This is a genomic window from Sphingomonas sp. Leaf412 (assembly GCF_001425405.1).
Classification (GTDB): Bacteria; Pseudomonadota; Alphaproteobacteria; order Sphingomonadales; family Sphingomonadaceae; genus Sphingomonas.
This window is the reverse complement of the sequence record NZ_LMQP01000001.1, coordinates 805,603-829,869: the sequence shown is the minus strand read 5'-3', so window position 1 is coordinate 829,869 and position 24,267 is coordinate 805,603. Positions and strand designations below refer to the sequence as shown.

At 72.3% G+C, this 24,267-nt stretch carries 21 protein-coding genes and 1 other annotated feature; of the genes, 17 read left to right on the top strand and 4 right to left on the bottom strand.

Annotated elements, in window-relative coordinates:
• Nucleotides 1-81: 81 nt before the first annotated feature.
• Entirely contained in the window at nt 82-1,344 is a 1,263-nt protein-coding gene (locus ASG29_RS03880; RefSeq protein WP_055980309.1) for a serine hydrolase domain-containing protein, read from the top strand.
• Between the two features lie 8 nt (nt 1,345-1,352).
• Here ASG29_RS03880 and ASG29_RS03875 read toward each other — a convergent pair whose 3' ends face one another.
• Nucleotides 1,353-4,544, bottom strand: coding sequence for a TRCF domain-containing protein (locus ASG29_RS03875; RefSeq protein ID WP_082515587.1), 3,192 nt, complete (start codon nt 4,542-4,544; stop codon nt 1,353-1,355).
• Nucleotides 4,545-4,685: 141 nt separating this feature from the next.
• Between ASG29_RS03875 and ASG29_RS03870 the strand changes: the two genes are divergently transcribed.
• The 9 genes from ASG29_RS03870 (at nt 4,686) to ASG29_RS03830 (ending at nt 12,962) form a co-directional block, all read left to right on the top strand.
• Nucleotides 4,686-5,003: a hypothetical protein gene (locus tag ASG29_RS03870; protein ID WP_156457855.1), complete on the top strand. Its 318-nt coding sequence runs from the start codon at nt 4,686-4,688 to the stop codon at nt 5,001-5,003.
• Entirely contained in the window at nt 5,000-6,595 is a 1,596-nt protein-coding gene (locus ASG29_RS03865; RefSeq protein ID WP_055980305.1) for a methyl-accepting chemotaxis protein, read from the top strand. Before ASG29_RS03870 ends, ASG29_RS03865 begins: the two co-directional genes overlap by 4 nt.
• Nucleotides 6,596-6,726: 131 nt before the next feature.
• On the top strand, nt 6,727-7,845 hold the full coding sequence (locus ASG29_RS03860; protein ID WP_082515586.1) for a glycosyltransferase: 1,119 nt from the start codon (nt 6,727-6,729) through the stop codon (nt 7,843-7,845).
• Nucleotides 7,842-8,762 (top strand): glycosyltransferase, encoded by a 921-nt coding sequence (locus ASG29_RS03855; protein ID WP_055980302.1) that lies wholly within the window; start codon nt 7,842-7,844, stop codon nt 8,760-8,762. Before ASG29_RS03860 ends, ASG29_RS03855 begins: the two co-directional genes overlap by 4 nt.
• The gene (locus tag ASG29_RS03850; protein WP_055980299.1) at nt 8,759-9,790 is read left to right on the top strand and encodes a glycosyltransferase; all 1,032 of its coding nucleotides are present in this window, start codon (nt 8,759-8,761) and stop codon (nt 9,788-9,790) included. The genes ASG29_RS03855 and ASG29_RS03850 overlap by 4 nt, the downstream gene beginning before the upstream one ends.
• Entirely contained in the window at nt 9,787-10,884 is a 1,098-nt protein-coding gene (locus ASG29_RS03845; RefSeq protein WP_055980296.1) for an acyl-CoA dehydrogenase family protein, read from the top strand. The genes ASG29_RS03850 and ASG29_RS03845 overlap by 4 nt, the downstream gene beginning before the upstream one ends.
• The gene (locus ASG29_RS03840; RefSeq protein WP_055980292.1) at nt 10,875-11,555 is read left to right on the top strand and encodes a PIG-L deacetylase family protein; all 681 of its coding nucleotides are present in this window, start codon (nt 10,875-10,877) and stop codon (nt 11,553-11,555) included. The genes ASG29_RS03845 and ASG29_RS03840 overlap by 10 nt, the downstream gene beginning before the upstream one ends.
• The gene (locus tag ASG29_RS03835; protein WP_055980288.1) at nt 11,545-12,129 is read left to right on the top strand and encodes an SAM-dependent methyltransferase; all 585 of its coding nucleotides are present in this window, start codon (nt 11,545-11,547) and stop codon (nt 12,127-12,129) included. Before ASG29_RS03840 ends, ASG29_RS03835 begins: the two co-directional genes overlap by 11 nt.
• Nucleotides 12,126-12,962 carry a glycosyltransferase family 2 protein gene (locus ASG29_RS03830; protein WP_055980835.1) on the top strand — a complete coding sequence of 279 codons (837 nt, stop codon included), beginning with the start codon at nt 12,126-12,128 and terminating at the stop codon, nt 12,960-12,962. Before ASG29_RS03835 ends, ASG29_RS03830 begins: the two co-directional genes overlap by 4 nt.
• Nucleotides 12,963-12,983: 21 nt before the next feature.
• Here ASG29_RS03830 and ASG29_RS03825 read toward each other — a convergent pair whose 3' ends face one another.
• Entirely contained in the window at nt 12,984-14,480 is a 1,497-nt protein-coding gene (locus tag ASG29_RS03825; protein WP_055980286.1) for a SulP family inorganic anion transporter, read from the bottom strand.
• Nucleotides 14,481-14,538: 58 nt separating this feature from the next.
• Nucleotides 14,539-14,594, bottom strand: a sequence feature (sul1 is cis-regulatory element that is thought to sense ions involved in sulfur or methionine metabolism; They are found in Alphaproteobacteria).
• 232 nt (nt 14,595-14,826) lie between these two features.
• On the opposite strand from ASG29_RS03825, the gene ASG29_RS03820 reads away from it, so the two are divergent.
• Nucleotides 14,827-16,920, top strand: a complete 2,094-nt coding sequence (locus ASG29_RS03820) for a TonB-dependent siderophore receptor (RefSeq protein ID WP_055980832.1) — start codon at nt 14,827-14,829, stop codon at nt 16,918-16,920.
• Nucleotides 16,921-16,933: 13 nt separating this feature from the next.
• Here the strand turns inward: ASG29_RS03820 and ASG29_RS03815 are convergent, their stop codons facing one another.
• Nucleotides 16,934-17,836 (bottom strand): LysR family transcriptional regulator, encoded by a 903-nt coding sequence (locus ASG29_RS03815; protein WP_055980284.1) that lies wholly within the window; start codon nt 17,834-17,836, stop codon nt 16,934-16,936.
• 106 nt (nt 17,837-17,942) lie between these two features.
• On the opposite strand from ASG29_RS03815, the gene ASG29_RS03810 reads away from it, so the two are divergent.
• The 4 genes from ASG29_RS03810 to ASG29_RS03795 are packed head-to-tail and all read left to right on the top strand — an operon-like array spanning nt 17,943 to nt 22,018.
• Nucleotides 17,943-18,680 carry an SDR family NAD(P)-dependent oxidoreductase gene (locus ASG29_RS03810; RefSeq protein ID WP_055980281.1) on the top strand — a complete coding sequence of 246 codons (738 nt, stop codon included), beginning with the start codon at nt 17,943-17,945 and terminating at the stop codon, nt 18,678-18,680.
• Between the two features lie 29 nt (nt 18,681-18,709).
• On the top strand, nt 18,710-19,738 hold the full coding sequence (locus ASG29_RS03805) for a phosphotransferase family protein (protein WP_235532749.1): 1,029 nt from the start codon (nt 18,710-18,712) through the stop codon (nt 19,736-19,738).
• A 10-nt stretch (nt 19,739-19,748) separates the two neighbouring features.
• On the top strand, nt 19,749-20,984 hold the full coding sequence (locus ASG29_RS03800; RefSeq protein ID WP_055980279.1) for an acyl-CoA dehydrogenase family protein: 1,236 nt from the start codon (nt 19,749-19,751) through the stop codon (nt 20,982-20,984).
• Nucleotides 20,981-22,018 (top strand): alcohol dehydrogenase family protein, encoded by a 1,038-nt coding sequence (locus ASG29_RS03795; RefSeq protein ID WP_055980276.1) that lies wholly within the window; start codon nt 20,981-20,983, stop codon nt 22,016-22,018. The genes ASG29_RS03800 and ASG29_RS03795 overlap by 4 nt, the downstream gene beginning before the upstream one ends.
• Here the strand turns inward: ASG29_RS03795 and ASG29_RS03790 are convergent.
• Entirely contained in the window at nt 22,015-22,443 is a 429-nt protein-coding gene (locus ASG29_RS03790; RefSeq protein ID WP_055980273.1) for a PaaI family thioesterase, read from the bottom strand. The two genes, ASG29_RS03795 and ASG29_RS03790, sit on opposite strands and share 4 nt — an antisense overlap.
• A 174-nt stretch (nt 22,444-22,617) precedes the next feature.
• On the opposite strand from ASG29_RS03790, the gene ASG29_RS16970 reads away from it, so the two are divergent.
• Together ASG29_RS16970 and ASG29_RS17160 are read left to right on the top strand one after the other, a co-directional pair.
• Nucleotides 22,618-23,352, top strand: a complete 735-nt coding sequence (locus ASG29_RS16970; protein WP_055980269.1) for a hypothetical protein — start codon at nt 22,618-22,620, stop codon at nt 23,350-23,352.
• Nucleotides 23,349-24,224 (top strand): metallophosphoesterase, encoded by an 876-nt coding sequence (locus tag ASG29_RS17160; RefSeq protein WP_200932347.1) that lies wholly within the window; start codon nt 23,349-23,351, stop codon nt 24,222-24,224. The genes ASG29_RS16970 and ASG29_RS17160 overlap by 4 nt, the downstream gene beginning before the upstream one ends.
• Nucleotides 24,225-24,267: the final 43 nt, after the last annotated feature.

Sequence of the window (24,267 nt, the reverse complement as noted above, 5' to 3'; positions counted from 1 at the left end):
GTATATAATGCGGTGCGCGGTCGACGCAATCGTCCGGACCGACCGACATTCTTCGTCCCCCATCTGGACAAGGCGGGACCCGTGGCGGATGGGGCCGCGATGCACGTCACGCGATCGCTCCTCCCGGTCCTGGGCGTCGGGATCGCCACCGTCGCGGTCGCCGCGCTGGTCGTCGCGGCGCCGTCGTCCGATCGGCGGGGCGGGGACAGCACCGCGCTGGTCCGGCAACCCGTTCCCCCCGTCATGGCGTTGCCGCAGACCGCGTCGACGGTGGATTACCGCCGCCTGGAAAGCCGCATCCGCGGCCTGATGCAGGATCCGGGCATGGTGGGGCTCGCCGTCGCGACGGTGGAAGGCGGGCATGTCCGATATGCGAAGGGGTTCGGTTCCGTGGCCGCCGGCGGGACCGAGCCGGTGACGCCGGACACCGTGTTCCGCTGGGCATCGCTGTCGAAATCGGTCGCGTCGGCGCTCGTCACGCGGCTGTCCTACGACGGCAAATTCTCGCTCGACACGCCATTGTCGCGGATGGGAACGACGCTGCGCCTTCCGGGCGACAGCAGCCGCGTGACCGTCGCGGACGTCCTGTCGCACCGGCTGGGGCTGGTCCGCAACGCTTGGGACGACCGGCTGGAGGCGGGCGAGGATCCCCGGGTCATCCGCTCGCAACTGGGGACGCTGCCGCCGGCCTGTCCGCCCGCGACCTGTTACGCGTACCAGAATATCGCGTACGACGCCGCCAGCGAGATCGTGGAACGCGCGACCGGCCGCCCCTATGCGACGGTCGCCGCCGAACGCCTGTTCACCCCCCTGGGCATGAAGCGGGCGAGCGTCGGACGGTCCGGCCTTGAACGCGCGGCCAGCTGGGCGCGGCCGCATCGCAGCCGCACCGCGCCGACGGTCGTCAACGACAGCTATTACCGCGTGCCCGCCGCGGGCGGCGTCAATTCCTCCATCCGCGACCTGGCGCGCTGGATGCAGGCGCAGATGGGGGAGATGCCGCGCGTGCTGTCCCCGGCCGTGCTCGACACGATGCACCGGGCGAGGGTCCGCACGCCGCCGCACGGCCGCCGCGGCCCGATGGACCGCGCGCTGACGAACGCCGCCTACGGCCTGGGGTGGCGCAGCTTCGATTACGCGGGGCACCGTCTGGTCGGCCACCGCGGCTCGGTCGACGGCTATGGCGCGCTGATCCTGTTCGATCCCGCGCGCAGGAGCGGCATCGTGATGTTGTGGAACAGCAACCAGCACAAGGCGGCCCGCCTGCAACTGGAATTCTTCGACCTGCTGTACGGCCTTCCCCCCACCGACTGGCTGGACCTGCCCGCCGCGGCCGCGAGATAGGCGCCGGCTCAGTCCCCCGACCAGCCGTCCAGCACGGCATCCACGCGGTCCAGCCGCACCGCAGCGTCCGCGATCCGCTCGTCCAGCAGCAGGCGCCCGCCCTTCTCGCGCAGGGCGAGCGCGGGCGAGGGCGTCTCGGCGCCGGGACGCGTCGTGATCGCGATCGCCGCCGGCCCCGCGTCGATCCGCGCGATCCCGATCTCGCGCATCTTCAGCCGGATGCGCGCGATCGTCAGCAACCGCGCCGCCGCCTCGGGCAGGGTGCCGAACCGGTCCTCCAGTTCCATCTCGAACGCATCCAGGTCGCGCGCGGCGTCGATGCGGGCCAGGCGTGCATACAGCGACACGCGCATGTCCACCTCGGGGATCCACGCCTCCGGCAGGTCGCCGTCGATCCCGAGGTGCAGGACCGGCGTCCACCGTTCCACGTCCTCCCCCCGGATCGTGCGCAACGCGCCCTCCAGCAATCGCTGGTACAATTCGACCCCGATCAGCCGCATGTGCCCCGCCTGCGTATCGCCCATCAGGTCGCCCGCCCCGCGCAGGTCGAGGTCGCGTGCGCTGATCGCGAACCCCGCGCCGAGCCGGTCGAACGCCTCCAGCGTGCGCAGCCGCTTCAGCGTGCGCGGCGCGATCGCATCCTCCTCCTTCGTGAACAGCAGCACCTGCCCGCGCCGATGACCGCGCCCGACGCGACCGCGCAACTGGTGCAGCTGCGACAGGCCGAAGCGATCGGCGTTGAGGATCGCCATGGTGTTGGCGCGCGGCACGTCCAGCCCCGCCTCGATGATGTTGGTCGCCAGCAGCACGTCGCCGTCACCGCCCGCGAACCGGACCATCGCCTCGTCGATCTCGGCGGCGGGCAGCTTCCCGTGCGCCTCCAGTATCTCCAGCTCGGGGACCAGCGTGGCGAGCGTCTTGGCCAGCGGCGCCATGTCGGCGATACGCGGCACCACGACGAAGCTCTGCCCGCCGCGGCTGCGTTCGTGCAGCAGCGCCGCGCGCAGCGTTTCCGGCTGGAACGCGCTCACCGCGGTGCGGATGGGCTGGCGCCGCGCGGGCGGGGTGGCGATGATCGACATCTGCCGCAGGCCGACCATCGCGGACTGGAGCGTCCGCGGGATCGGCGTCGCCGACATCGTCAGCACATGCCCCTGCGACAGGTCCTGGAGCCGCTGCTTGTCCGCCGCGCCGAAGCGCTGCTCCTCATCGATCACGACGAGCGCGAGCCGCGCATAGGCGACATCCTTCGCCGCCACCGCACCCGTGCCGACGACGACGTGGATCGATCCGTCGGCCAGCCCGGCCTTCACGCGCTTCTTCTCCGCCGCGCTCGACAGGCGCGACAGCCCGGCGACGACCACGCCCGTGCCCGCGAATCGCGCCGCGAACCCGTCCAGGTGCTGGCGCGCGAGCACCGTCGTGGGCGCCGCCACCGCCACCTGCCGCCCCGCCAGCGCCGCGACCGCGATCGCGCGCAGCGCCACCTCGGTCTTGCCGAATCCCACGTCGCCGACGATCAGCCGGTCCATCGGGCGGCCGGAGGCGAGATCGGACCGTACCGCTTCGATCGCGGCGAGCTGGTCGGCGGTTTCGGAATACGGGAAACCCGCGGCGAAGCGTTCGTAGGCCGCGGGATCGGGATCGAGCAACGGCGCGGTCCGTTCGGCGCGTTCGGCGGCCAGCGCGGTCAGCTGCCGCGCGCTCTCGGCGATCCCGGCGTCGATCGTGCCGCGACGCTTTCGCCAGCTTGCGCCGTCGAGCGTGTCGAGCCTGACGGCATCCTCCTCCGCGCCGTAGCGCCACAGGCGGTCCGCCTCCCATATCGGCACGAGCCGGATCGCGTCGTCGGCATAGGCCAGCCGGATCGCGTCGCCGCCGTCGTCGGGCAACGCCTCCAGCCCCGCGACGGTGGCGATGCCGTGATCCTCGTGGATGACGACGTCGCCGATCCGGATCTCGGTCGCCTGTTCGAACGTCGTGGCGACGGCGGGCGGCGCAGCGCCGTCGCGGACCGCCCGGCTGCCGATCAGGTCCGCAGCCGCCACCGCGAACACGCCGTCGCGGCGAAAGCCGCGCTCGGCGGGCAGGTCCAGCGTCAGCAGCGCGCCGGGATCGGCCGCGACCACATCGGCCCAGCCCGTCGCCGCCCGGGCCGTCGTCTTCAGGACGTTGGCGACGCGCGGCGTCAGGAAGCGCAGGTCGCGCCCGCCGCCGAGGAGGACGATCCGGTCGCCCGCCGCTGCCGCCGCGCGCGCGGCCCTGGCGAAAGCGCGCAACGGCGCCGGTCCCTCGACGAACCGCGGCGGCGGATCGCCCGCCCGCTCCAGCGTCGCGACCGTGCGCGTCGCGACGGCGGCATCCCACGCCGCCGCGTCGATCACGTCGGCGCGCGCACGGCGCGATCCGCGCGCGACCGCATCCGCCACCAGCAGCAGCAACCGCCGCCGCCGCTCGTCCGCCGCCGCCCCGATCACCACGCACGCGCCGGGCAGATGGTCCAGCAGGACGGTCCGCGCACTGCCCAGTGCCGGCTCCGTCACCCGGCCCAGTTCGCGACGCGCGATCTCGTCGGTGCTGCGCTGGTCGACCGGATCGTAGCGGCGGATCGCGGCGATCCGCCCCTCGGCGATCTCGATCCGCAGCGGCAGCGCGGCGTCCGCGGGGAAGACGTCGAGCACCTGCCCGCGCATCGCGACCTCGCCGGGTTCGTCGACGCGGTCGTCCGCGACATATCCGATGTCGAGCAGGGTCCGGTACAGCACCGCCAGGTCGACCGCGTCGCCGATCGCGACCGTGGGCGGCTCGGCATCGAAGTCCGCGGGCGGCGGGTAGGCGCGCGCCAGCGCCTCCCCGGTCGTCACCAGCGCCACCGTCGCCCGGTCGGCGCGCGCCGCCAGCCGGCGCAGCGTACGCAGCGCCGACACGCGCTGGCCCACGTTCGCGGGCGACGACGGCGCGGCATCGCCCGGCAGGGCATCGCTGCCCGGGCAGATTACGACCTGCGCGCCGGGCACCGCGGCGGCGAGCGCACGACCCAGCGCGGCGGCGCGCGCCTCGTCCGCCGCGGCGACGATCACGTCGCCGTCGGCCAGCAGCGGCGCCAGCGCGGCGGCGCTTTCGGCGATGCCCAGGTGCGGCGTGATCACATCCCGATCGACCGCGACGGCGACCAGTTCTGCTTCGGATAATTGTTTCATCGCGCGCACTTACCCCCGTGAGATAAGGCCGAACGACCCTTGCGCCCGCGCGTTCCGCGCGGTTCGCGGCCGACGCGCGCCGGTCGCGCGACGCCGTATCGGTGACGGCCCGTTAACCACTCCCCGGCATCAGTCCTGCCGATGCCGATACGTCGACCCGGAACAATCATCGTCGCGCAGGCCGCCGCCGCGATGACGGCGCTGATCGCGCTGCCGATGTGGCCGCCGGCCGCAGGAAAGCTGCTGCTTGTCCCGATCACCGGCGGGAATGCGAACGACATGGCGAGGATCGCCGTCGCGGGCGGCGCCGCATTGGTCGGTGCCGGGCCGTTGCCCGGTTCGCTGGTCATCGCGGGCGATCGTGCGATGGTGATGCGCGCGACGCCGCCCTTCGCCGCGGTGGCCATCGCCGCCCCGGCCGTCGCGTGCGGGTCGCAGAACCGGGTGGAACGGACATGACGATCGATGCGGCGCGGGCCCCTTCTCGCGACATCCCCGCCCCCGACGGCGACGCAAGCCCGCTCGACCGACTGCGCCGCAACGGCGTCGTGGCCTGGGCCGTCGTCGGCTGGGTCGCGCTCGGGCTGCTGCTGATCGCCAATGCGGTGCTCGGCGCGGGCGCCGCCGCGGGCATCCTGCTGACCGGGACCATCGTCAACGCCGGCCCGACGCTGATGGCCGTCCGCGGCCGCTTCGACGCCGAGGCGAGGACGCTGTGCGGATCGATCGCCGCCGTGGTTCCGGCGATGCTGGTCTTCCTGCTGCGCGGCCATGCGTGGCAGATGGACGGCCACATGTACTTCTTCGTCGGGATGGCGGGCCTGGTGTTCCTCGCCGACTGGCGGCCGATCGCGCTGGCCACCGTGATCGCGGCGGTCCACCACCTGGCCCTCGACTGGATCGCGCCCGAATGGGTCTTCGCCGGCACGGGGGACCTGGCCCGGGTCGCCTTCCACGTGCTGGCGGTTGCGTGCCAGTTCGCGGCGCTCGCGACCGTCACGATCCTGCTGGAACGATTGTTCGGCGTGCAGCAGGACGCGCTGGCGCGATCCCGCGAGGCGGCGGTTGCGGCGGAAGCGGGACGCCGGGACGTCGAACACGCGCTGGACCTGGCACGATCGGCGGAAGCGCGCGCGGACCTGGAACGGCGCGAGCGTGCGAAGGAAACCGCCCGGCTCGCCCGCGAACGCCGCGGCGAGTTGCTGACCCTGGCCAACGCGTTCGAGGAATCGGTGACGTCGTTCGTCAAGGACATCGGCAAGGCCAGCAGCCAGCTGGAGGCGGCCGCGGTCCAGCTCGACACCGTGGCCAGCGGCGCCGATCGCGACGCGAACGACGCGTTCACCGGCACCAGCGCCGCGGCGGCGAGCATCGGGCAGGTGGCGTCGTCGATCGGTTCATTCTCGCAATCCATCGTCTCGATCGCGGATGCGGCGGACCGTCAGTCGCGGCTGACCCAGGATGCCAGCAGCGCGGCGCAGCGCAGCGTCCGGACCGTCGCGATGCTGGAGGAACATGCGGTGGAGATCGAGGGGTTCCTGGACGACATCCGGACGATCGCGGCACGCACCAACCTGCTGGCGCTGAACGCCACGATCGAGGCGGCGCGGGCGGGCGCGGCCGGGCGCGGCTTCGCCGTGGTCGCGGGCGAGGTGAAATCCCTGTCGGCCGAATCCGCCCGCGCCAGCGACCGGATCGGCACGCTGCTGGGCAACATGCGCGAAGGGGTCGCCAACACCGGCGACAAGCTCCGCAGCGTCAGCGCGGCGATCGGGGAAGTATCGGCGGCCGCGTCCGGCATCGCCCGGACGGTCGGCGAGCAGCGCATCGCCGCGGTCGAGGTCGACCGGGGCGCCAGCAGCGCGGCGGACATGGCGGGCGAGATCCGCGACCGGATCGACGATGTGGCCAAGGCCGTGGCCACGACGTCGACGCTGTCGGCCGCCGTCCGCAACGGCGCCCGCGCGCTGACCCTCAGCAGCCGCGACCTGCGATCGTCCACCGACCTGTTCGTCTCGTTCCTGCGGTCAGACGACCCCGTCGCCGCCTGACGCACAGGCGCCCGGCCGCGGCGCGAACTTGATCCCGATCGATACGATTCCCGCCGTCCGTCCGGGCCCGAACAGGTATGCCCGATCGTTACGGCATCCCAATCATCCTTTGGGAGGGAGCCGGGCACCACATGCGGATCGCGATCGTCGCGCATCTCAAACACGCGATCGGGGAACCGTTCGCCGGCGGGCTGGAGATGCATACGCATCTGCTGGCGACGTCGTTGCGCGCGCGTGGGAACGACGTGACGTTGTTCGCGTCGACGAAATCGGACGCGGCGACCGGCCTGTCCGCGATCTGCGACGAAACCACGCTGAACGCGGCCGGGGCGGCGGAAGCGACCGACATCATGTTCTTCCGCGAGCATCACGCCTATCTGCGGCTGATGTCGGAGCTGCGGCGCAGCGATTTCGACATCGTCCACAACAACTCGCTGCACTACCTCCCCGTCGCCATGGCGGATACGTTGCCGATGCCGATGGTGACGACATTGCACACGCCGCCGTTCTGCTGGCTGGAAAGCGGGATCCGCCTGTGCCGTGCCGAAACGTCGCGCTTCGTCGCGGTGTCCGAGGCGATCCACGCGATGTGGTCGCCGATCGTCGCGGTGGATCGCGTGGTGGGCAACGGCATCGACCTGGCCCGCTTTCCCTTCCGCGCGGCGCCCGACCCCGCGCCCTACCTCGTCTGGTACGGCCGGATCGTGCCCGAAAAGGGGACGCACCTGGCGATCGCGGCGGCGCGGCGGGTGGGCCTGCCGCTACGGATCGCCGGTCCGATATCCGATCCGGCCTATTTCGCGGCGGAGGTCGCGCCGCATCTGGACGACGACGTCCGGCATGTCGGGCACCTGGACCATGACGCCCTGTCGCGCCTGATCGCGGGGGCGCGCGCGTTCCTGTGCACGCCGTGCTGGGACGAGCCGTACGGACTGGTCGTGGCGGAGGCCCTGTCATGCGGCACCCCGGTGGCGGCGTTCGCGCGCGGCGCGATCCCCAACCTGCTGACCATGGACAGCGGCGTGCTGGCGGTGCCGGACGACGTGGCGTCGCTGGCCGACGCCGCGCGCCGGGCGATGTCGCTCGACCGGGCGGCATGCCGCGCCCGCGCGGTGGCGATCTGCGACGCGGATGCGATGATCGACGGATACGAGGCGCTGTATCGCGAGATGCTGCGCGACGACGCGGTCATGCCCGCGATCGGCGTCGCGCGCGCGGCGACGGGCCTGACGCTGGTCGGCACCGCATGACCGGGCGGCGGTTCTGCGTCTGCGTTCCCGCGCGGGACGAGGCGGCGCGGCTTCCGGTCCTGCTCGATGCGCTCGCGGCGCAGACGGTCCCGGGTCCGATTGCGGTCGCGCTATGCCTGAACAATTGCGCGGACGACAGCGTCGCGATCGTCGCCGACGCCGCCGCCCGCCATACTGCGCGGCTGGACATCCGGATCGACGAATGCGTCCTGGAACCCGCCGTCGCACATGCCGGCACCGCGCGGGCGCGCGCCATGGATGCGGGGCTGGGAATCGTCGACCCACGCGGCGCGCTGATATCGACGGATGCCGATTGCCGGCCGCCGCCGGGATGGATCGCCGCGAACCTTTCGGCGATGGAGGCGGGGGCGGACATCGTCGGCGGCATGATCGTGCTGGACGACGCCGACGCGGTCCCGTTCGCCATGACCGCGATGCGGGCGCGGTACGACCGTTACTGGGCGACGGTGCGCGCGATCGAGGATGCGATCGATCCCCCGCCGCACGATCCGGCGCCGCGACACGGCGACCATACCGGCGCCAGCCTGGCGATCGTGGCGTCGCTGTACCGCGCGGTCGGCGGCGTTCCGGCGCTTGCCTGCGGGGAGGACCGTGCCCTGGTGATCGCCGCCGTGGCGGCGGGCGGGCGCCTGACGCATCCGACGGCGGTCTGGACACGGGTGTCCGCGCGCGTCGACGGGCGCGCGGCCGGCGGCATGGCGACCGCGATGGCCGCGCTGGAACGCGCGATCGCGGCGGGCGAAGAGCCGCGCGTGGCCGCCTACGACCACTGGCGCGCGCGCGCGGAATGGCGCCGCGACGAACGCGCGCGCGCGGGCACGGCCGCGATGCTGGCGCGCGAACGGCGGCTGGCGCCGATGCCGCTGGACATGCCGTTGCCCGGGCCGGGCGCGTGAGCCGGGCGATCGGATATTACGTCCACCACCACGGCGCGGGCCATCGTGCGCGCGCGGCGACGATCGCGGACCATGCCGGCGGGACGATGACGCTGCTGGGTACGGGCCTGTCCGCGCATGCGAGCGGGCATCCGGTGCTCGACCTGCCGGACGATCGCCTCGACGCGGCGTTCGACGGCGCGGACCGGGCCGTGCACCGGCCCGCGGCGCTGCATTACGCACCGGTCGATCATGAAGGGGTGCGACGGCGCGTGGCCGCGATCGCGACGTGGATCGCGGCGACGACGCCCGCGCTGATGGTGATCGACGTGTCGTGCGAGGTGGCGATGCTGGCACGGCTGGCCTCGGTACCGACCCTGTACGTCCGTCTGGGCGGGCTGCGCGTGGACGAGGCGCATCGGCAGGCGTTCCATGCCGCCACCGCGATCATGGCGCCCTTCGCCGCCGCGCTCGACGACCCGGACATGCCGCCGTGGGTGCGGGAGAAGACCACCTATATCCCCGGCCTCGCCAGGCGTCCGGAACCGGGCCCGGTCGAACCCGACCTGGTGACCGTGATCGGCGGCGGGGGCGGCTCGTCCGCGGGCGGCGCGGACTGGGCCCGCGCCGCGCGCGCGATGCCGGACCGGCGCTGGTGCGTGATCGGGCCCTGTACCCCGGTAAGCGATCGGCCCGAGAACCTGCATATCCTGGGATGGGTCGACGATGCGGCGGCGTGGATCGCGCGCGCGGGGATCGTGGTGGGCAGCGCGGGGAACGGCGTGATCGGCATGGTGCTCGCCGCGCGTCGACCGTTCGTCTGCGTCCCGGAACCGCGCCCGTTCGGTGAGCAATGGTCGAACGCCCGCGGGCTGTCCGCGGCGGGGGCGGCGGTCGTGTGCGGCGATGTCGCCACGGCGGACTGGCCCACCCTGATCGCCGCCGCCGGACGGCTCGACCCGCGCGCCTCCGCGGCCCTGGACGACCCCCACGGCCCGGCACGCGCCGCGGCGTTCGTCGCCACCGTGGCGAAAGGGGCGACGGCATGACCGGTTCGCGCTCCATCCTCGACGATCCGCTGGTCGCCACCCTGGCGCTGCTGGGCGTCGGCTATGACGAGGCGACGGCCTATCCCGCGGACAGCGTCGCCGCACTTGCCCAGGCGGGCCTGCTGCGACGGTTCGCGCCGGTGGCGTCGGGGGGGGAACGGTTCGCCGATGCGACCGCGCGTCACGACGCGATGTTCGACGCGCTGCGCCGCGTGGGACGCGGCGACCTGAGCGTCGGGCGCCTGTTCGAAGGGCATGTGAACGCACTCGCGCTGTTCGACTGGTATGCCACCCCGGAACAGCAGGCATGGCTCGGCGCCGCGCTCGACGCGAACGCGATGTTCGGGGTGTGGGCGACCGAGCCGCCGCCGGGCGTCGCGTTGGTCTCGGACGGCGCGGATCGCCACCTGCGGGGGGCGAAGGGTTTCGCCAGCGGCGCGGGGGGGATCACCCATGCCGTCGTCACCGCCCGCCCGGCCGACGGCCCGCGCGTCATGATCGTGGTGGCAGCGGACGATGCGCACCGGACGGACGCAAGCGCGTGGCGCGTCCGCGGCATGCGCGCCAGCGTCAGCGGCCGCTACGACCTGACCGGCCATCGCGTCGACGACGGCGCGATCCTGGGCGCGCCGGGCGACTACGATCGCGAACCGCGCTTCACGGGCGGGGCGTGGCGCTTCACCGCGGTACAGCTGGGCGGGATGGAAGCGCTGCTGGCCGAAACGCGCGCGACCCTGTCGGATGCGGCACGGGCCGATCCGCTGGCGCGCGCGGCGTTCGGTCAGGCGATCGTCGCGACGCGCACCGCATGGCTGTGGGTGCGCGAGGCGGCGCGCCGCAACGCGCGCGAGGATGCCGACGCGGCCACGTTCGCGCGGATGACGCGCGGCGTGGTCGAACGTGCCGCGCTGGACGTGATGGAACATGCCGCGCGACTGGTCGGGACGCGCAGCGCGTTCGCCGGGCAGCGCGTGGACAAGATCATCCGCGACCTGAGCCTGTACCTGCGTCAGGCCGGGCCCGATCACGTCCGCGACACGGCGGTGCGCAGCTGGCTCGACCGGGATCGCTGGGGCGAGGACGAATGGTGGTGATCGCCCGGCCCCTGGCGACCAGCCGCTTCGCCGCCGCGCGCTGGCTGGTGCTGGCGCCGCACGCGGACGACGAGACGCTCGGCGCCGGCGCGCTCGTGGCGCAGGCGGCGGCGGTCGGGCGGCTGGCGGGGATCATCTACCTGACCGACGGCGCGGCCTCGCACGCGCACGGCGGGCCGTGGCTCGCGCGCGTACGCCGGCGCGAGGCGGCATTGGCGGGGCGACGCCTGGGCGTCGGCGTACCGCCGCTGTTCCTCCACTGGCCCGACGCGCATCCATATGGCCCGGGAAGCGCCGAATGGCGTGTGGCGGTACGGGCGCTCGCGGCTGTATTGCGTCGCCGCCGGGTGGATGCGGTCGCGGTGACGGGCGCGCAGGAACCGCATTGCGACCATGCCGCCTTCCACGCCCTTGCCGGCGCGGCGATACGCGCGGCGCGGCGGCCCGTGGCGCTGTTCGACTATCGGGTGTGGAGCGATCCGGCGCTCCCCCCTGCGCGCCGAACGTTCCGGACCGATGCGATGCCCCCCGGACGACGGCGCCACGCTCTGGCGGCGCATCGCAGCCAGACCGGCCCCGCGTTCGGGCCGGGCTTCCGCCTGGCGCGCACGGCATGGCGCATGCCCGCGGCCGATGTCCTGCATCTGCACGAGGCCCGCCATGACCGGTGACCGCAGCCTGGACGCGGCCTATTTCGACGGCATCTTCGCGAGCACCGACGATCCGTGGTCGCTCGCGCGTAGCGATTACGAGGCGGCGAAGTTCGCGCATACGATCCGCGTGCTGGACGACCGGCGCTACGCGACCGCGCTGGAGGTCGGCTGCGCGCACGGCGTGCTGACCGATCGGGTGGCGCCGCTGTGCCGCGACCTGCTGGCGATCGACATCGCCGCCGCCGCCGTCGCCGCCGCGCGCCGGCGATGCGCCGCGCACCCGCAGGTCCGTTTCCGGCGGATGGCCTTTCCCGGCGAGACGCCGCCGGGCGCCGCGTTCGACCTGGTCCTGCTGTCGGAGGTCGCCTATTACTGGAGCGACGCCGACCTGGCGACCGCGGCGTCGTGGCTGACCGGCCACGTCGCGCCGGGCGGGACCGTCCTGCTCGTCCATTATACCGGCGAAACCGACTATCCGCAGACGGGCGATGGCGCGACGGACATGTTGCGCGCGCTGTTGGGCGACGCGATATCGGTCGCGCACGCCGAACGCGCGGAGTGGTACCGGCTCGACCGATGGACGCGTCGATGACCGGCCTCGCCGTCCTGACGATCGTCCGGAACAGGGCGGCGCATCTCGACAATCTGGTCGAAGGGTTGCGGCGATCGTCGCATCGCCCCGACGAACTGGTCGTGGTCGACATGAACGATGCGCCGATGGCACCGCCGCTTGCGGAGTTTCCGGTCCGGATGGTCCGGCTGGAAACCGACGGCCTGCCGCTGGCGGTGGCGCGCAATCGCGCGGCGGCGGCGACGACCGCGGCGCACCTGCTGTTCCTGGACGTCGATTGCATTCCGCTGCACGATTGCCTGTCGTCGATGCGATCCACGCTCGTCCGCCGCGACGCGCTGATCTGCGCCGATGTGCGCTATCTGGGGCCGGACGATGCGCGCGACGGGTGGACCGAGGCCGGGCTGCTCGCCGCGGGCAGGCCGCATCCGGTTCGCACATTCCCCGTCGCGGGCGTCCGGCGCGAACGCAATCCCGGCCTGTTCTGGTCGCTCGCCTTCGCGATGCGACGCGCGCGGTTCGACGCGCTGGGCGGCTTCGACGAGCGGTTCACGGGCTATGGCGCGGAGGACACCGATTTCGGGTTCCGCGCCGATGCCGCCGGCGTGCCATTGCTGTTCGTCGGGGGCGCGATCGCGTGTCACCAGCATCACGCGGTATACGATCCGCCGTTGCAGCATTTCGCCGACATCGTCCAAAATGCGCGACGGTTCCGCGCGATATGGGGCCGGTGGCCGATGGAGGGCTGGCTGACCGCCTTCGCGGACATGGGGCTGGTCGCGATCGGGCCGGACGACCTGCGGATCGTACGCGCACCGACGCCGGACGACGTGGCCCGCGCCCGCGTGTCGTGAGCGGACGCGCGCCGCGGCGGGTCAGTGCGGCGCCAGTCCCATCTCCACGCCCGTCCGGTCGTGCAGCGCGAAGCGATCGACGATGGCGGCGCTGGCCTGGTCGTAGCCGACGACGTCGACCCGGCGACCCGCGCGCCGCAGCCTCGCCACGACCTTGTCCAGCGCCGCGACGCCGGAGATGTCCCAGAAATGCGCGGCGGTCACGTCGATGACGATGTCGCGTGCGTCCTCCTCCCCCGCGAACGCGCGGGTGAAGCGATCGACGGAGGCGAAGAAGATCTCGCCCGACACCCGGTACGTCGCGCAGGCCCCGTCCGGCGACGCCGTCCGCGTGACCGAGAACATGCGCTGCACCTTCCCGGCGAAGAAGATGCCGGACAGCAGCACCCCCGCCAGCACGCCGAGCGACAGGTCGCGCGTCGCGACCACGATGGCCACGGTCGTCAGCATCACCACCGACGACGTCGGCGGATGGCGGCGCAGATTGGGGATCGAATTCCAGCTGAACGTGCCGATCGACACCATTATCATGACCGCCACCAGCGCGGGCATCGGCACCCGGCCGACATAGGGTCCCAGCGCCACCAGCAGGAACAGCAGGAACGCACCCGCGACGAAGGTCGACAACCGGCCGCGCCCGCCGGACGAGACGTTGATGACCGACTGGCCGATCATGGCGCATCCGCCCATGCCGCCGAAGATCGCGGCGACGATGTTCGCGCCCCCCTGCCCCGCGCATTCGATCCGTTTGTCGCTGTCGGTGTCGGTCATGTCGTCGACGATCTGCGCGGTCAGCAGCGATTCCAGCAAGCCGACCGCCGCCATCGTCACCGAATACGGGAGGATGATCCACAGCGTGTCCAGCGTCAGCGGCACGTCCGGCAAGGCCGGGCGGGGCAGGCCGTCCGGCAGTCGGCCCATGTCGCCGACGGTATTGACCGACAGGCCGAAGCCGATGCCGATCGCGCTGAGGACGAGGATCGCCACCAGCGGCGACGGCACGGCGCGGGTGATGCGCGGCAGGCCGTAGATGATGGCCAGGCCGCCCGCGACCATCGCATAGGTCTGCCACCCGACGCCGATCAGCTGCGGCATCTGCGCCATGAAGATCAGGATCGCGAGCGCGTTGACGAAGCCGGTGATGACGGACCGCGACACGAACCGCATCACCAGGTCGAGGCGCAGGAGGCCCGCGATCCCCTGTATCACGCCCATCAGGATGGTGGCGGCGAACAGATGGTCGACGCCGTGGTCGCGGACGAGCGGAACGACCAGGACCGCGACCGCGGCCGTGGCGGCGGAGATCATGCCGGGGCGGCCGCCGATGAACGCGATCGTCATCGCGATCGCCACCGACGCGTACAGGCCCACGCGCGGATCGACGCCCGCGATGACGGAGAAGCCGATCGCCTCGGGAATCAGGGCCAGCGCGACAACGATGCCCGCCATGACGTCGCGACGCGCCGCGGCGACGTCGGTGAACCATTGCCGGCGATAGGAGGACGGATCGAAGGTCATCGGGATTCCACAACAGGGCACGGCGCGCCGGACGGCGCTTGCGACGAGGGGTGCGTGTTGTTGTCCGGCGGATCGGCGGCCGGAATAGCCACCCGGAATTGCACCGGGTCCTTGCGAATGCCGGGCGCATAGGCGAACCCGCCTGCCGATGGCAACCGCCGGCGGCGCCATGCGACCGGTTTTCCACCCGCACCAAAACCGCAGCCGATGATTGCAATGATACAACATAACCTGCATGGGGCCGGCAGGGTGACGCATCCGCGTGGCCGTCGAGTCCCGAGGGGTGTTTCGCTTGCTTCGTTCCATCCACGCCGTCGTCCTGGCGGCCGTCGCCCTGCCCGCCACGATGCTCGTCCCCGCGCTCGCACGCGCCGAGCCGGTCGCCCCGGGCGAGGACGGCGACGCGATCACTGTCACCGGCGTGCGCCAGCCGTATCGCGGCGATTTCGCGCTGCGCGAGATTCCGCAGGCGATCGCCACGATCGACGCGGACGTGATCCAGGAGAATGCGATCCTGCGCCTGACCGACGCGCTGGACCTGAACGCGTCGGTCACCCGGCAAAGCACGCTGGGCGGGCTGTGGGACAGTTTCGCCGTCCGCGGCTTCGCGGGCGACGAGAACCTGCCGAGCGGCTATCTGGTCAACGGTTTCAACGCCGGGCGCGGCTTCGGCGGCCAGCGCGACGTGGCGGGGATCGAGCGGATCGAAGTGCTGAAGGGTCCCGCCGCGGCGGTGCTGGGCCGCGGCGAGCCCGGCGGCTCGATCAACCTCGTCACCAAGCAGCCCCGGCTCGGCCGCACGTTCGGCACCGCGTCGCTGCAATATCGCAGCTTCGATACCGTGCGTGCGGACGCGGACGCGAACGTGGCGCTTTCCGGCGCGGTGACCACGCGCGTCATCGCCTATGCCGAGGCGGGGGGGACGTTCCGCGACACGGTGGACCAGAAGCGCTGGGGCCTGCTGCCGTCGATCGGCGTGGGGCTGGGCGATGCCACGCGGCTGACGTACGATTTCGAATGGACGCGGGTGGAGGTGCCGTTCGACCGCGGGATCGTGGTGCTCGACGGAAATTTCGACACCGTCCCGCGCTCGCGCTTCCTGGGCGAGCCGGGCGACGGCGACACGGTGGCGCGCGCCACCGGCCACCAGGTGCGGCTGCAACATGATTTCGACGATCGCTGGAGCCTGCTGGTGGGGGCGAGCCATCGCGACACGCGGCTGACCGGCGCGTCGTCCGACGCCGAGACGTTGCGGTCGCGGCAGAAGCTGTACGTCGACGGCCGCTCGCTGTCGCGTCAGCGCCGGACCCGCCGCTACACGTCGGAGCACAGCGTGTTGCGCGCGGAGATCGCGGGTTCGTTCGCGACGGGGGCGCTGCGCCATCGCGTGCTGATCGGCGGCGACCTCGACCATTTCGACACCGACCAGGTCTTCACGCGCTATCGCGGGCCGGTGGTGACGGCGGCCACGACCGACCGCGCGGGCTACGTCCTCGACCTTGCGAACCCGGTCTACGGCCGTTTCCCGCGACCCGTGACCACCGCCTTGACCGACCGGCTGGATGTGCAGCGGATGCTGGGCGGCTACATCCAGGATCAGATCGCCGTCGGCGACCGGTTGCACCTTCGCATCGGCGCGCGCTACGACGATTTCCGGTTGCGGGTCGACGACCGGCTGACGCGGGTGACCGGGCAGCGCGCGCGCGGACGGATCAGTCCGCAGGCGGGCGTCGTCTACGAATTGTCCGACGCCGTGTCGCTCTACGCCGCCTATGGCGAGGGTTATCGCGCCAATATCGGCGCCGACGCGGCGGGCACGGTGTTCGAGCCGGAGGTCAGCCGATCGACGGAGGCGGGGGTGAAGCTGGTCGCGCCCGGCGGGCGCCTGACCGGCACGCTCGCGGTCTTCGGGATGGCGAAGTCCAACGTCCTGGCGACCGACCCGCTCAACCCCGGCTTTTCCGTCGCGATCGGCCGGGCGCGCAGTCGCGGCGTCGAGGTCGACCTGACGGGGCGGCTGCCGGGCGGCGTCGACCTGCTGCTGAGCTACGCCTATACCGATGCGGAGGCGCGGTCTCGCGTGCTCGACCCCAATTTCTCCTTCGCGATCGAACCGGGCGACCCGCTGATAAACGTTCCGCGCCATAACCTGAACATGCAGGCGGCGAAGCGTTTCGCGATCGGCGCGCGACGCGCGACCCTGGGTGCGGGCGTGCAGCATGTCGGCGCGCGCAGCGGGGAGACGGGAACCGATTTCATGCTGCCGCCGCATACGATCGCGCGGCTGTTCGGCGAAGCGGACCTGACCGATGCGGTGACGCTGTACGGCGCGGTCGCGAACCTGTTCGACGCGCGGTGGTTCGCCAACAGCTACGCCCCGGTGTGGGTGCAGCCGGGGACGCCGCGGACCGCGACGATCGGCCTGCGCGCCCGTTTCTGACGCCGGTCGCGGCTCAGGCGGGCCGCGCGGCCAGCCGATCGACGAAGCGGCGCGCCCCGTCGCGGCGGTCGCCGGGCTTGGCCAGCGCGACCAGCCGGGTCCGCGCGGTCCACCCCGCCACCGCGTGCGAGCGGACCGCGGCGCCGGGCGGCGGGAACCAGCCCAGGTCGATCGCGCACAGGCCCAGCAACGCGCATTGCCGCGCCACCGATCGCGCATCCCCTTCGGGCAGCGACCGCAGGATCGCGCCCGATTGCAGCAGGACCCGCCCCGCCAGTTCGGCGACCGCGACGCCGTGGGCGCGATCGATCATGCCGACGGGCAGGTCGCGCACCGCCTCCGCCGGGATCGTCGCCTGCGCCGACAAGGGGTGCGCGACCGGGACCCACAGCCGCAGGGGACGCTCCGCGATGATCCAGCAGGTCGCCCCGCGCGCGTCCGGCCCCTCCCCCGTCGCCGCCTCCCCCGGCACATCCAGCAGGATCGCCACGTCGACGTCGCCGCGGTCCAGGTCGTCGTACAATTGCGGCGGACTGCGGCGCAGGACGCGCAGCGGGACGTCGGGAGCTTCGCGCAGGAAGCCGTCGATCACGTCGTTGCGCGCGGCGATGTCGCCGCTGTGATGCGCGGCGCCGATCCGCAGCTGGTTGGTGCGGATCTCCCGCGCCGCATTGTTCGCCCAGTCGGTTTCGGTCACCAGCCGCCGCGCGCGATCGATGAACAACCGCCCTTCGGGAGTCAGCGCGACGCTGCGGCTCGACCGGGCGAACAGCGCGAAGCCCAGCCGGCGCTCGAATTCCTTGATCTGCGCGGACAGCGCGGGCTGGCTCACGTGCAGCGTCTCGGCGGCGCGGCTGAACGATCCGGTGTCCGCGACGGCGAGGAAGGCGCGATAGGGGCGGGCATCCAGATCCACGCCGCGATCTATAAGCAGGTTGGATCGTCACGCCAAAGATCGGATATTGGACGCGCCCGCCCCCACGCCGCAGGTTCGCACCGATAACGGCGGGGCGAGGGCGGCGATGGACGTGCTGGATTTCACGGGCAGGACGGTCCTGGTCGTCGGCGGATCGAGCGGGATCGGCAACGGCATCGCGCGCAGCTTCCTGGCGCGCGGCGCGACCGTCCACGTCTGGGGCACGCGCGCGGTCGCAGCGGATTACGACGGGGAGGCGGGGTCCGATCTGTCGGGCCTGCATTACTCGTGCGTCGACGTCGCCGACGCCGATGCGATCGAACGGTGGGAGGCGCCGTTCGCGACGCTGGATGTGCTGGTGCAGTCGCAGGGAACCGTCGTCTATCGCCGCGGCGAGTTCGCGCGCGAAGGCTGGGACAAGGTCATGGCCGTCAACCTCGACAGCCTGATGCTGATCGCCACGCGCTTCCGCGCCGCGCTGGCGGCGGAGGGGGGCGGCGCGATGATCGTGGTCAGCTCCATCTCGGGCTTCCAGGCCAACATCGGCAATCCGGCATACAGCGCGTCGAAGGCAGGCGCGATCAGCCTGACGAAGGTGCTGGGCAAGGCATGGGCACGCGAAGGAATCCGCGTCAACGGCATCGCCCCCGGCCTCGTCGCGACGAAGCTGACCGCGGTGACCACCGAGAATCCGGAACGGCTCGCCGGCGCGCTGGCCGCGATCCCCGACGGGCGGCAGGGGACGCCCGCGGACATGGGCAACGCCGCGCTGTTCCTCGCCTCCCCGCTCGCCGCCTATGTCACCGGGCATACCCTGGTCGTCGACGGCGGCCTCAGCCTGTGATCGCGCATGACAGGGAAGCATGGGCGGAGTTGATCGACCTCGATCGGCTCGCGCGCTGGATGGACGCGTGCGGGCTTCACGGTGGGCCTATCGCGGATGCGCGGACGCTGGGCGGGGGGACGCAGAACATCCTGCTCCACTTCACGCGCGGCGCGCGCGCCTACGTCCTGCGCCGCCCGCCGCGCCGTCCGCGTCCCGAAAGCGACGAGGTGATGCGGCGCGAGATGCAGGTGCTGTCCGCGCTGGCGGGATCGGCCGTGCCGCATCCGGGCTTCATCGCGGGCGAGGGCGATCCCGCGGTCCTCGGCACCGCCTTCTACCTGATGGAGCCGGTCGACGGCTTCAATCCGACGCAGGGCCTGCCCGCCTATCACGCGGGCGATCCGCAGGTGCGACGACGGATGGGCGAGGCGATGGTCGATGCGATCGTTACCCTGTCGCGGATCGACCCCGATGCGGTCGGGCTGTCGACGCTGGGAAAGCTGGACGGCTGGCTGGAGCGGCAGGTGCCACGCTGGCGCGCGCAGCTCGACGGCTATGCCGCGTTCGACGGCTGGACCGGGCTGGACGCGCTGCCCGGCGTCGCGGCGATCTGCGCCTGGCTGGAGGCGAACCGGCCCGCGTCGTTCCGGCCGGGGCTGATCCATGGCGACTTCCACCTCGCCAACGTCATGTTAGCGCCCGATTCCGCCGAACTGGCGGCGGTGGTCGACTGGGAACTGGCGACGCGCGGCGATCCGATGCTCGACCTCGGCTGGCTGACCGCGACATGGCATGATCCCGACGAGGGTGCGCCGCGCGTCGCGGTGACGCCGTGGGACGGCTTCCCCACCCTGCCCGAGATCGTCGACCGCTACCTCGCCGCCACCGGGCGCAGCGCGGTGGAGGCGCGGTGGTACAGCGTACTCGCCCCGTTCAAGCTAGGCGCGATCCTGGAAGGGACGCACGCCCGCGCCTGCGCCGGCCTCGCCCCGCGTGCGATCGGCGACCAGCTTCATGCCCACACCATTTCGCTGTTCGAACGCGCGTTGCGGCGCATCGACCGGCCCCTCGTCTGAAAGGCACGTCATGGATTTCGACTATAGCGGGAAGACCCGCGACCTGATCGCGCGGCTCGACGCCTTCATGGACGCGCACGTCTATCCCGCGGAGGATGCGCGGCACGATTTCGTGATCGACCCCGCGAACCTGTGGCAGGAATGGCCCGGCCTCGCCGCCCTGAAGGACGCGGCGCGCACGGCGGGGCTGTGGAACCTGTTCCTGCCGCACGAATATGGCGCGTTCTCGCCCGGCCTGACGAACCTCGAATATGCGCCGCTGGCCGAGATCATGGGGCGGGTCCCGTGGTCGAGCGAGGTGTTCAACTGCTCCGCGCCCGACACGGGCAATATGGAAGTCCTCGCGAAATACGGCAGCCCCGCGCAACAGGCGCAATGGCTGACGCCCCTGCTGGAGGGAAAAATCCGCTCCGCCTATGTCATGACCGAGCCGCAGGTCGCCTCGTCCGACGCCACGAACCTGGAAATGTCGATCGTCGCGGATGGCGACGATTACGTCCTGAACGGGCGAAAGTGGTGGATATCGAACTTCATGCACCCCGCGACCACGCTGTTGCTGGTGATGGGCAAGACCGACTTCGACGCCCCCCGCCACGCCCAGCATTCGACGATCATCGTGCCGCGCGACACGCCCGGCATCACCGTCGTGCGGCACCAGCGCGTGTTCGGCAGCCTGAATTCCCCCGGCGGCGAGTGCGAACTGCGGTTCGACAACGTGCGCGTGCCGAAGGAGAATCTGATCCTGGGCGAGGGGCGCGGGTTCGAGATTGCGCAGGGGCGGCTGGGGCCGGGGCGCATCCACCATTGCATGCGGTCGATCGGACAGGCGCAGCGCGCGCTGGAGATCATGGCGCGGCGCGTCGATTCCCGCGTCGCCTTCGGAAAGAAGATCGCGGACCAGTCCTCGATCCGGCAGGATGTGGCGAAGGGGTTCTGCGAGGTGGAGATGGCGCGCCTGCTGACGCTGAAGGCCGCGGACCGGATGGACAAGGTGGGCAACAAGGACGCGCGCGACCTGATCGCCGCGATCAAGGTCGTCGCGCCGCGGATGGCGCAGGAGGTGTGCGACCGCGCGATCCAGGCGCATGGCGGGATGGGCGTCAGCGACGATACGCCGATCGCGGAATTCTTCACCATCAACCGCTTCGTGCGGATCGCGGACGGGCCGGACGAGGTGCACATGAGCCAGCTCGGCAAGCAGAAGATTCGCGAATATGTCGCGATGAACGAGGGAGGCCCGCGATGAAGGCGCTGCGCTATTTCGGGGCGCGGGACATCCGCTACGACACGATGGACGATCCCGTCCTGCTGGACGAGGGCGACGCGATCGTGCGGATGGACGCCTGCTCGATCTGCGGCAGCGACCTGCACATCTACCACGGCCACGGGTTCAGCGAGGATGTCGGCTTCTGCGTCGGGCACGAGGCGGTCGGCGAGGTGGTGGAGGTCGGCCGCGGCGTGCGCCAGTTGCGCGCGGGCGACCGCGTGATGATGCCCGCCGCGGTCGGATGCGGCGCGTGCCGGTCGTGCCTGTCCGGCGACGTGATCCACTGCGCCAACGGGCAGAGCGGATGCTACGGCCTGTCCGCGAAACTACAGGGCGTGCAGGCGGAGGCGTTCCGCGTCCCCGCCGCGGACATGAACGCGTGGAAGATCCCCGACGGCCTGTCGTCCGATCAGGCGCTGATGCTGACCGACGCGATGGCGACGGCGTGGTTCGGCGCGCGGCAGGCGGACGTGCGGCCGGGCGGCGGGGTCGCGGTGATCGGGCTGGGACCGATCGGGTTGATGGCGGTGGAGAGCGCGTTCGTGATGGGCGCGGGCGTCGTCTATGCGATCGATCCGGTCGCGGGACGACGCGAGATGGCGGCGGCGGCGGGCGCGATCGCGCTGCACCCCGACGTCGCGCTGGACACGATCCGGGAGGATACGCGCGGCCGCAAGCTGGAAAGCGTGGTCGAGGCGGTGGGCGGCGACGCCACCGTCGACCTCGCGCTGCGGCTGGTCGCGCCGCGCGGCACGGTGTCGGTGATCGGCGTGCAGCAATCGCGCCGCTACGCCTTCCCGCTGGAACGCGCCTTCGCGGCGGGGCTGACGTTCCGCACCGGCACCTGTTCGGTGCCGGAGGAATGGCCCGCCCTGATCCCGCTGGTGCAGGCGGGGCGGCTGCGTCCCGAACGGTACATCAGCCACCGCCTGCCGCTGAGCGCGGGGGAGGATGCGTACCGCCTGTTCGACAGCCGGGCGGAGGGCGCGTTGAAGATGGTGCTGACCGGCTAGGCGCCGGTCGCGGCCTGCGACGATTTCTCCACGCGGTCGCGCTGCGCCAGCATCAGCGTGGAGCTGGCCTTCGCCAGCACCTTGCCCGCGGCATCGCGCAACTGCCCCTCGAAGAAGCAGGTGCTGCGCCCGCGCCGCTCGACCCAGCCTTCCGCGACGACGAGGCCGGGGCGCGCGGGCGCGAAGAAGCTGACCTTCAGTTCCAGCGACATCGGCACGACGTCCGGCCCCGCCATCGCGATCGCGGCATGCGCCATCGCCGCGTCGATCCAGCCGGTGACGAAGCCGCCCTGCACCACCCCGCCCGAATGGCACATGTGCGTGCCCGCGCGATACTCGATCGACGCGCGTCCCGCCGGATCCAGCGCGACGATGCGGACGAACCCCAGCGTCTCGCCCAGTTCCCCGGTTTTCGTTTCGGTCACGCGCGTTCCTCCCGATCGTCCTGTCTTTCGCGCAGCACCAGCACGAACCGCGCGGCGACGCCAGCGCCGTCGCCCGGCGCGGGTCGCAGGAACGGGGTTACCGACCAACGCGGAACCCGCGATACAGGGTTCAGACAGGTCGCCGATGCCAGGACGGCAGGAGGAGAGAAGCCGATGTCCACCGTACCGAGCGCCGACGTGTCCGCGGACATGGCCCGCATCTTCGCCCCGCTGGCCGGTCGTCCGGTCCCCGTCCGGGACGCCGCGGCCCCCATGGCGACGGCGGCCACCGGATCGCGGCGTACCGCCCTGGTCGCAGGGGTGGCGCTCCTCGGCACCGCCGCCGCGGTCGCCGCCGGGATCACCTTGGGCACCGTACCCCCGGCCCGGACACCGGCGGCTTCGCCGTCGCGTGCCGGACCCGTGGCGGCGACGGATCCGGCGTCCGACCGGGCCGTCCTTCCGGTCGCGCGCGGCCCGGTCGCCCCGGTCGAACCCGCACCCCTGTCGTCGCCCGCCGTCGTGGCCGCCGCCGCTGCCGCGTCGCCCGTTGCCGCCGCGCCCCGGCGCCCCGACGCCCGTCCGCGCGACGCCGACCCGCGCGAGGGTCGACGGACCGGCGCGCGGGCGGTCGCGGCGGAGGCGGGAGACCGGCGGAACCGCCCGCGGGGCGAGGAATGCGCGGACGACGACTGCCTGTACGGCGACGTCCTCGCCGCCGACGCGCGCCTGCGGCGGTCCTACGATCGCGCGGCGCGCGCGGGTGCGTCGCCATCCTGGCTGGCGCAGGTCAATCGTCGGTGGTCGCGCGCGCGCCAGGGCGCCACGGACGATCCCGACGGCACCATCGCCCGGTACGACCGGCTGGCCGACGCGCTCGACGGCGAAGTGATGGACCTGTCGCGGTGATATCGATCGTCCCCGCGGGCGCATCCGTCGGCGTGCGGCGCAGCGATCTCGATCCCGTCGCGGCGCTCCGGCCGACCGACGGTCGCGTCGTCTACGCCGTCGGCCCCATCCACGGCCGCTACGACCTGTTCGCCGCGCTGTTGGAGGCGATCGTCGACGACGCCGCCGCGCAGCCGGCCGGCGCGGCCCCGCTGCTGATCCTGTGCGGCGACCATATCGATCGCGGACCCGCGTCGGACGCGGTCCTCGCCGGGCTGGTGTGGCTGTGGCGCCATGCCGCGCTCGACGTCCGCTTCCTGCGCGGCGAGCACGAGGCGGCGCTGCTGGATTTCGTTGACGATCCGCGCACGCTGCCGGCGTGGCTGGCGATCGGCGGCGCCACGACGCTGCGCGCGTATGGTATCGATCCCGACGGATCGCCGCGCGCGCACGCCGCGCTGCGCGATACGTTGCTGGACCGGATGCCCGCATCGCATCTGGCGCTGCTGCGCGCCATGCCGACGGGGACGGCGTGCGGCGGGTATCTGTTCGGCCGTCCCGCGCCGCGTGCGGAAGTGACGACGCAGGGACGGGACGATCGCGACCGCACGCCGGTCGCGGTCGACGGCCACGGCGGCGGAGCGGCGGAGCCGGAGGTGACGCGGGACCGGATCGGCATCGACACCGGCGCCTGGACCACCGGCGTCCTGACCGCGCTGCGGCTGGACGGCGCGACCGCCGTCCTCCTGCAAACGGGCGGGGCCGCGCCGCCCGATCCGGTGACCGACCGGGCGCCCGACCGCGTCGTCGCCGACACGCCGGATGACGAGGACGACGGCGGGGGCAGCGCGTCGCTGCGCGCCGCCCTGTCGAAACTGCGGCCGGGGTTCTAGCGCGGATCGACGTTCAGATGGCGGGGTGAGATGTTCGCGCGAA

Coding starts and splice junctions, on each gene's coding strand:
- ASG29_RS03845 (WP_055980296.1), top strand. CDS start 9,787: ATGACCGGTTCGCGCTCCATCCTCGACGATCCGCTGGTCGCCACCCTG.
- ASG29_RS03795 (WP_055980276.1), top strand. CDS start 20,981: ATGAAGGCGCTGCGCTATTTCGGGGCGCGGGACATCCGCTACGACACG.
- ASG29_RS03855 (WP_055980302.1), top strand. CDS start 7,842: ATGACCGGGCGGCGGTTCTGCGTCTGCGTTCCCGCGCGGGACGAGGCG.
- ASG29_RS03840 (WP_055980292.1), top strand. CDS start 10,875: ATGGTGGTGATCGCCCGGCCCCTGGCGACCAGCCGCTTCGCCGCCGCG.
- ASG29_RS03860 (WP_082515586.1), top strand. CDS start 6,727: ATGCGGATCGCGATCGTCGCGCATCTCAAACACGCGATCGGGGAACCG.
- ASG29_RS03835 (WP_055980288.1), top strand. CDS start 11,545: ATGACCGGTGACCGCAGCCTGGACGCGGCCTATTTCGACGGCATCTTC.
- ASG29_RS03875 (WP_082515587.1), bottom strand. CDS start 4,544: ATGAAACAATTATCCGAAGCAGAACTGGTCGCCGTCGCGGTCGATCGG.
- ASG29_RS03820 (WP_055980832.1), top strand. CDS start 14,827: ATGCTCGTCCCCGCGCTCGCACGCGCCGAGCCGGTCGCCCCGGGCGAG.
- ASG29_RS03825 (WP_055980286.1), bottom strand. CDS start 14,480: ATGACCTTCGATCCGTCCTCCTATCGCCGGCAATGGTTCACCGACGTC.
- ASG29_RS03830 (WP_055980835.1), top strand. CDS start 12,126: ATGACCGGCCTCGCCGTCCTGACGATCGTCCGGAACAGGGCGGCGCAT.
- ASG29_RS03800 (WP_055980279.1), top strand. CDS start 19,749: ATGGATTTCGACTATAGCGGGAAGACCCGCGACCTGATCGCGCGGCTC.
- ASG29_RS03865 (WP_055980305.1), top strand. CDS start 5,000: ATGACGATCGATGCGGCGCGGGCCCCTTCTCGCGACATCCCCGCCCCC.
- ASG29_RS03870 (WP_156457855.1), top strand. CDS start 4,686: ATGCCGATACGTCGACCCGGAACAATCATCGTCGCGCAGGCCGCCGCC.
- ASG29_RS03810 (WP_055980281.1), top strand. CDS start 17,943: ATGGACGTGCTGGATTTCACGGGCAGGACGGTCCTGGTCGTCGGCGGA.
- ASG29_RS16970 (WP_055980269.1), top strand. CDS start 22,618: ATGTCCACCGTACCGAGCGCCGACGTGTCCGCGGACATGGCCCGCATC.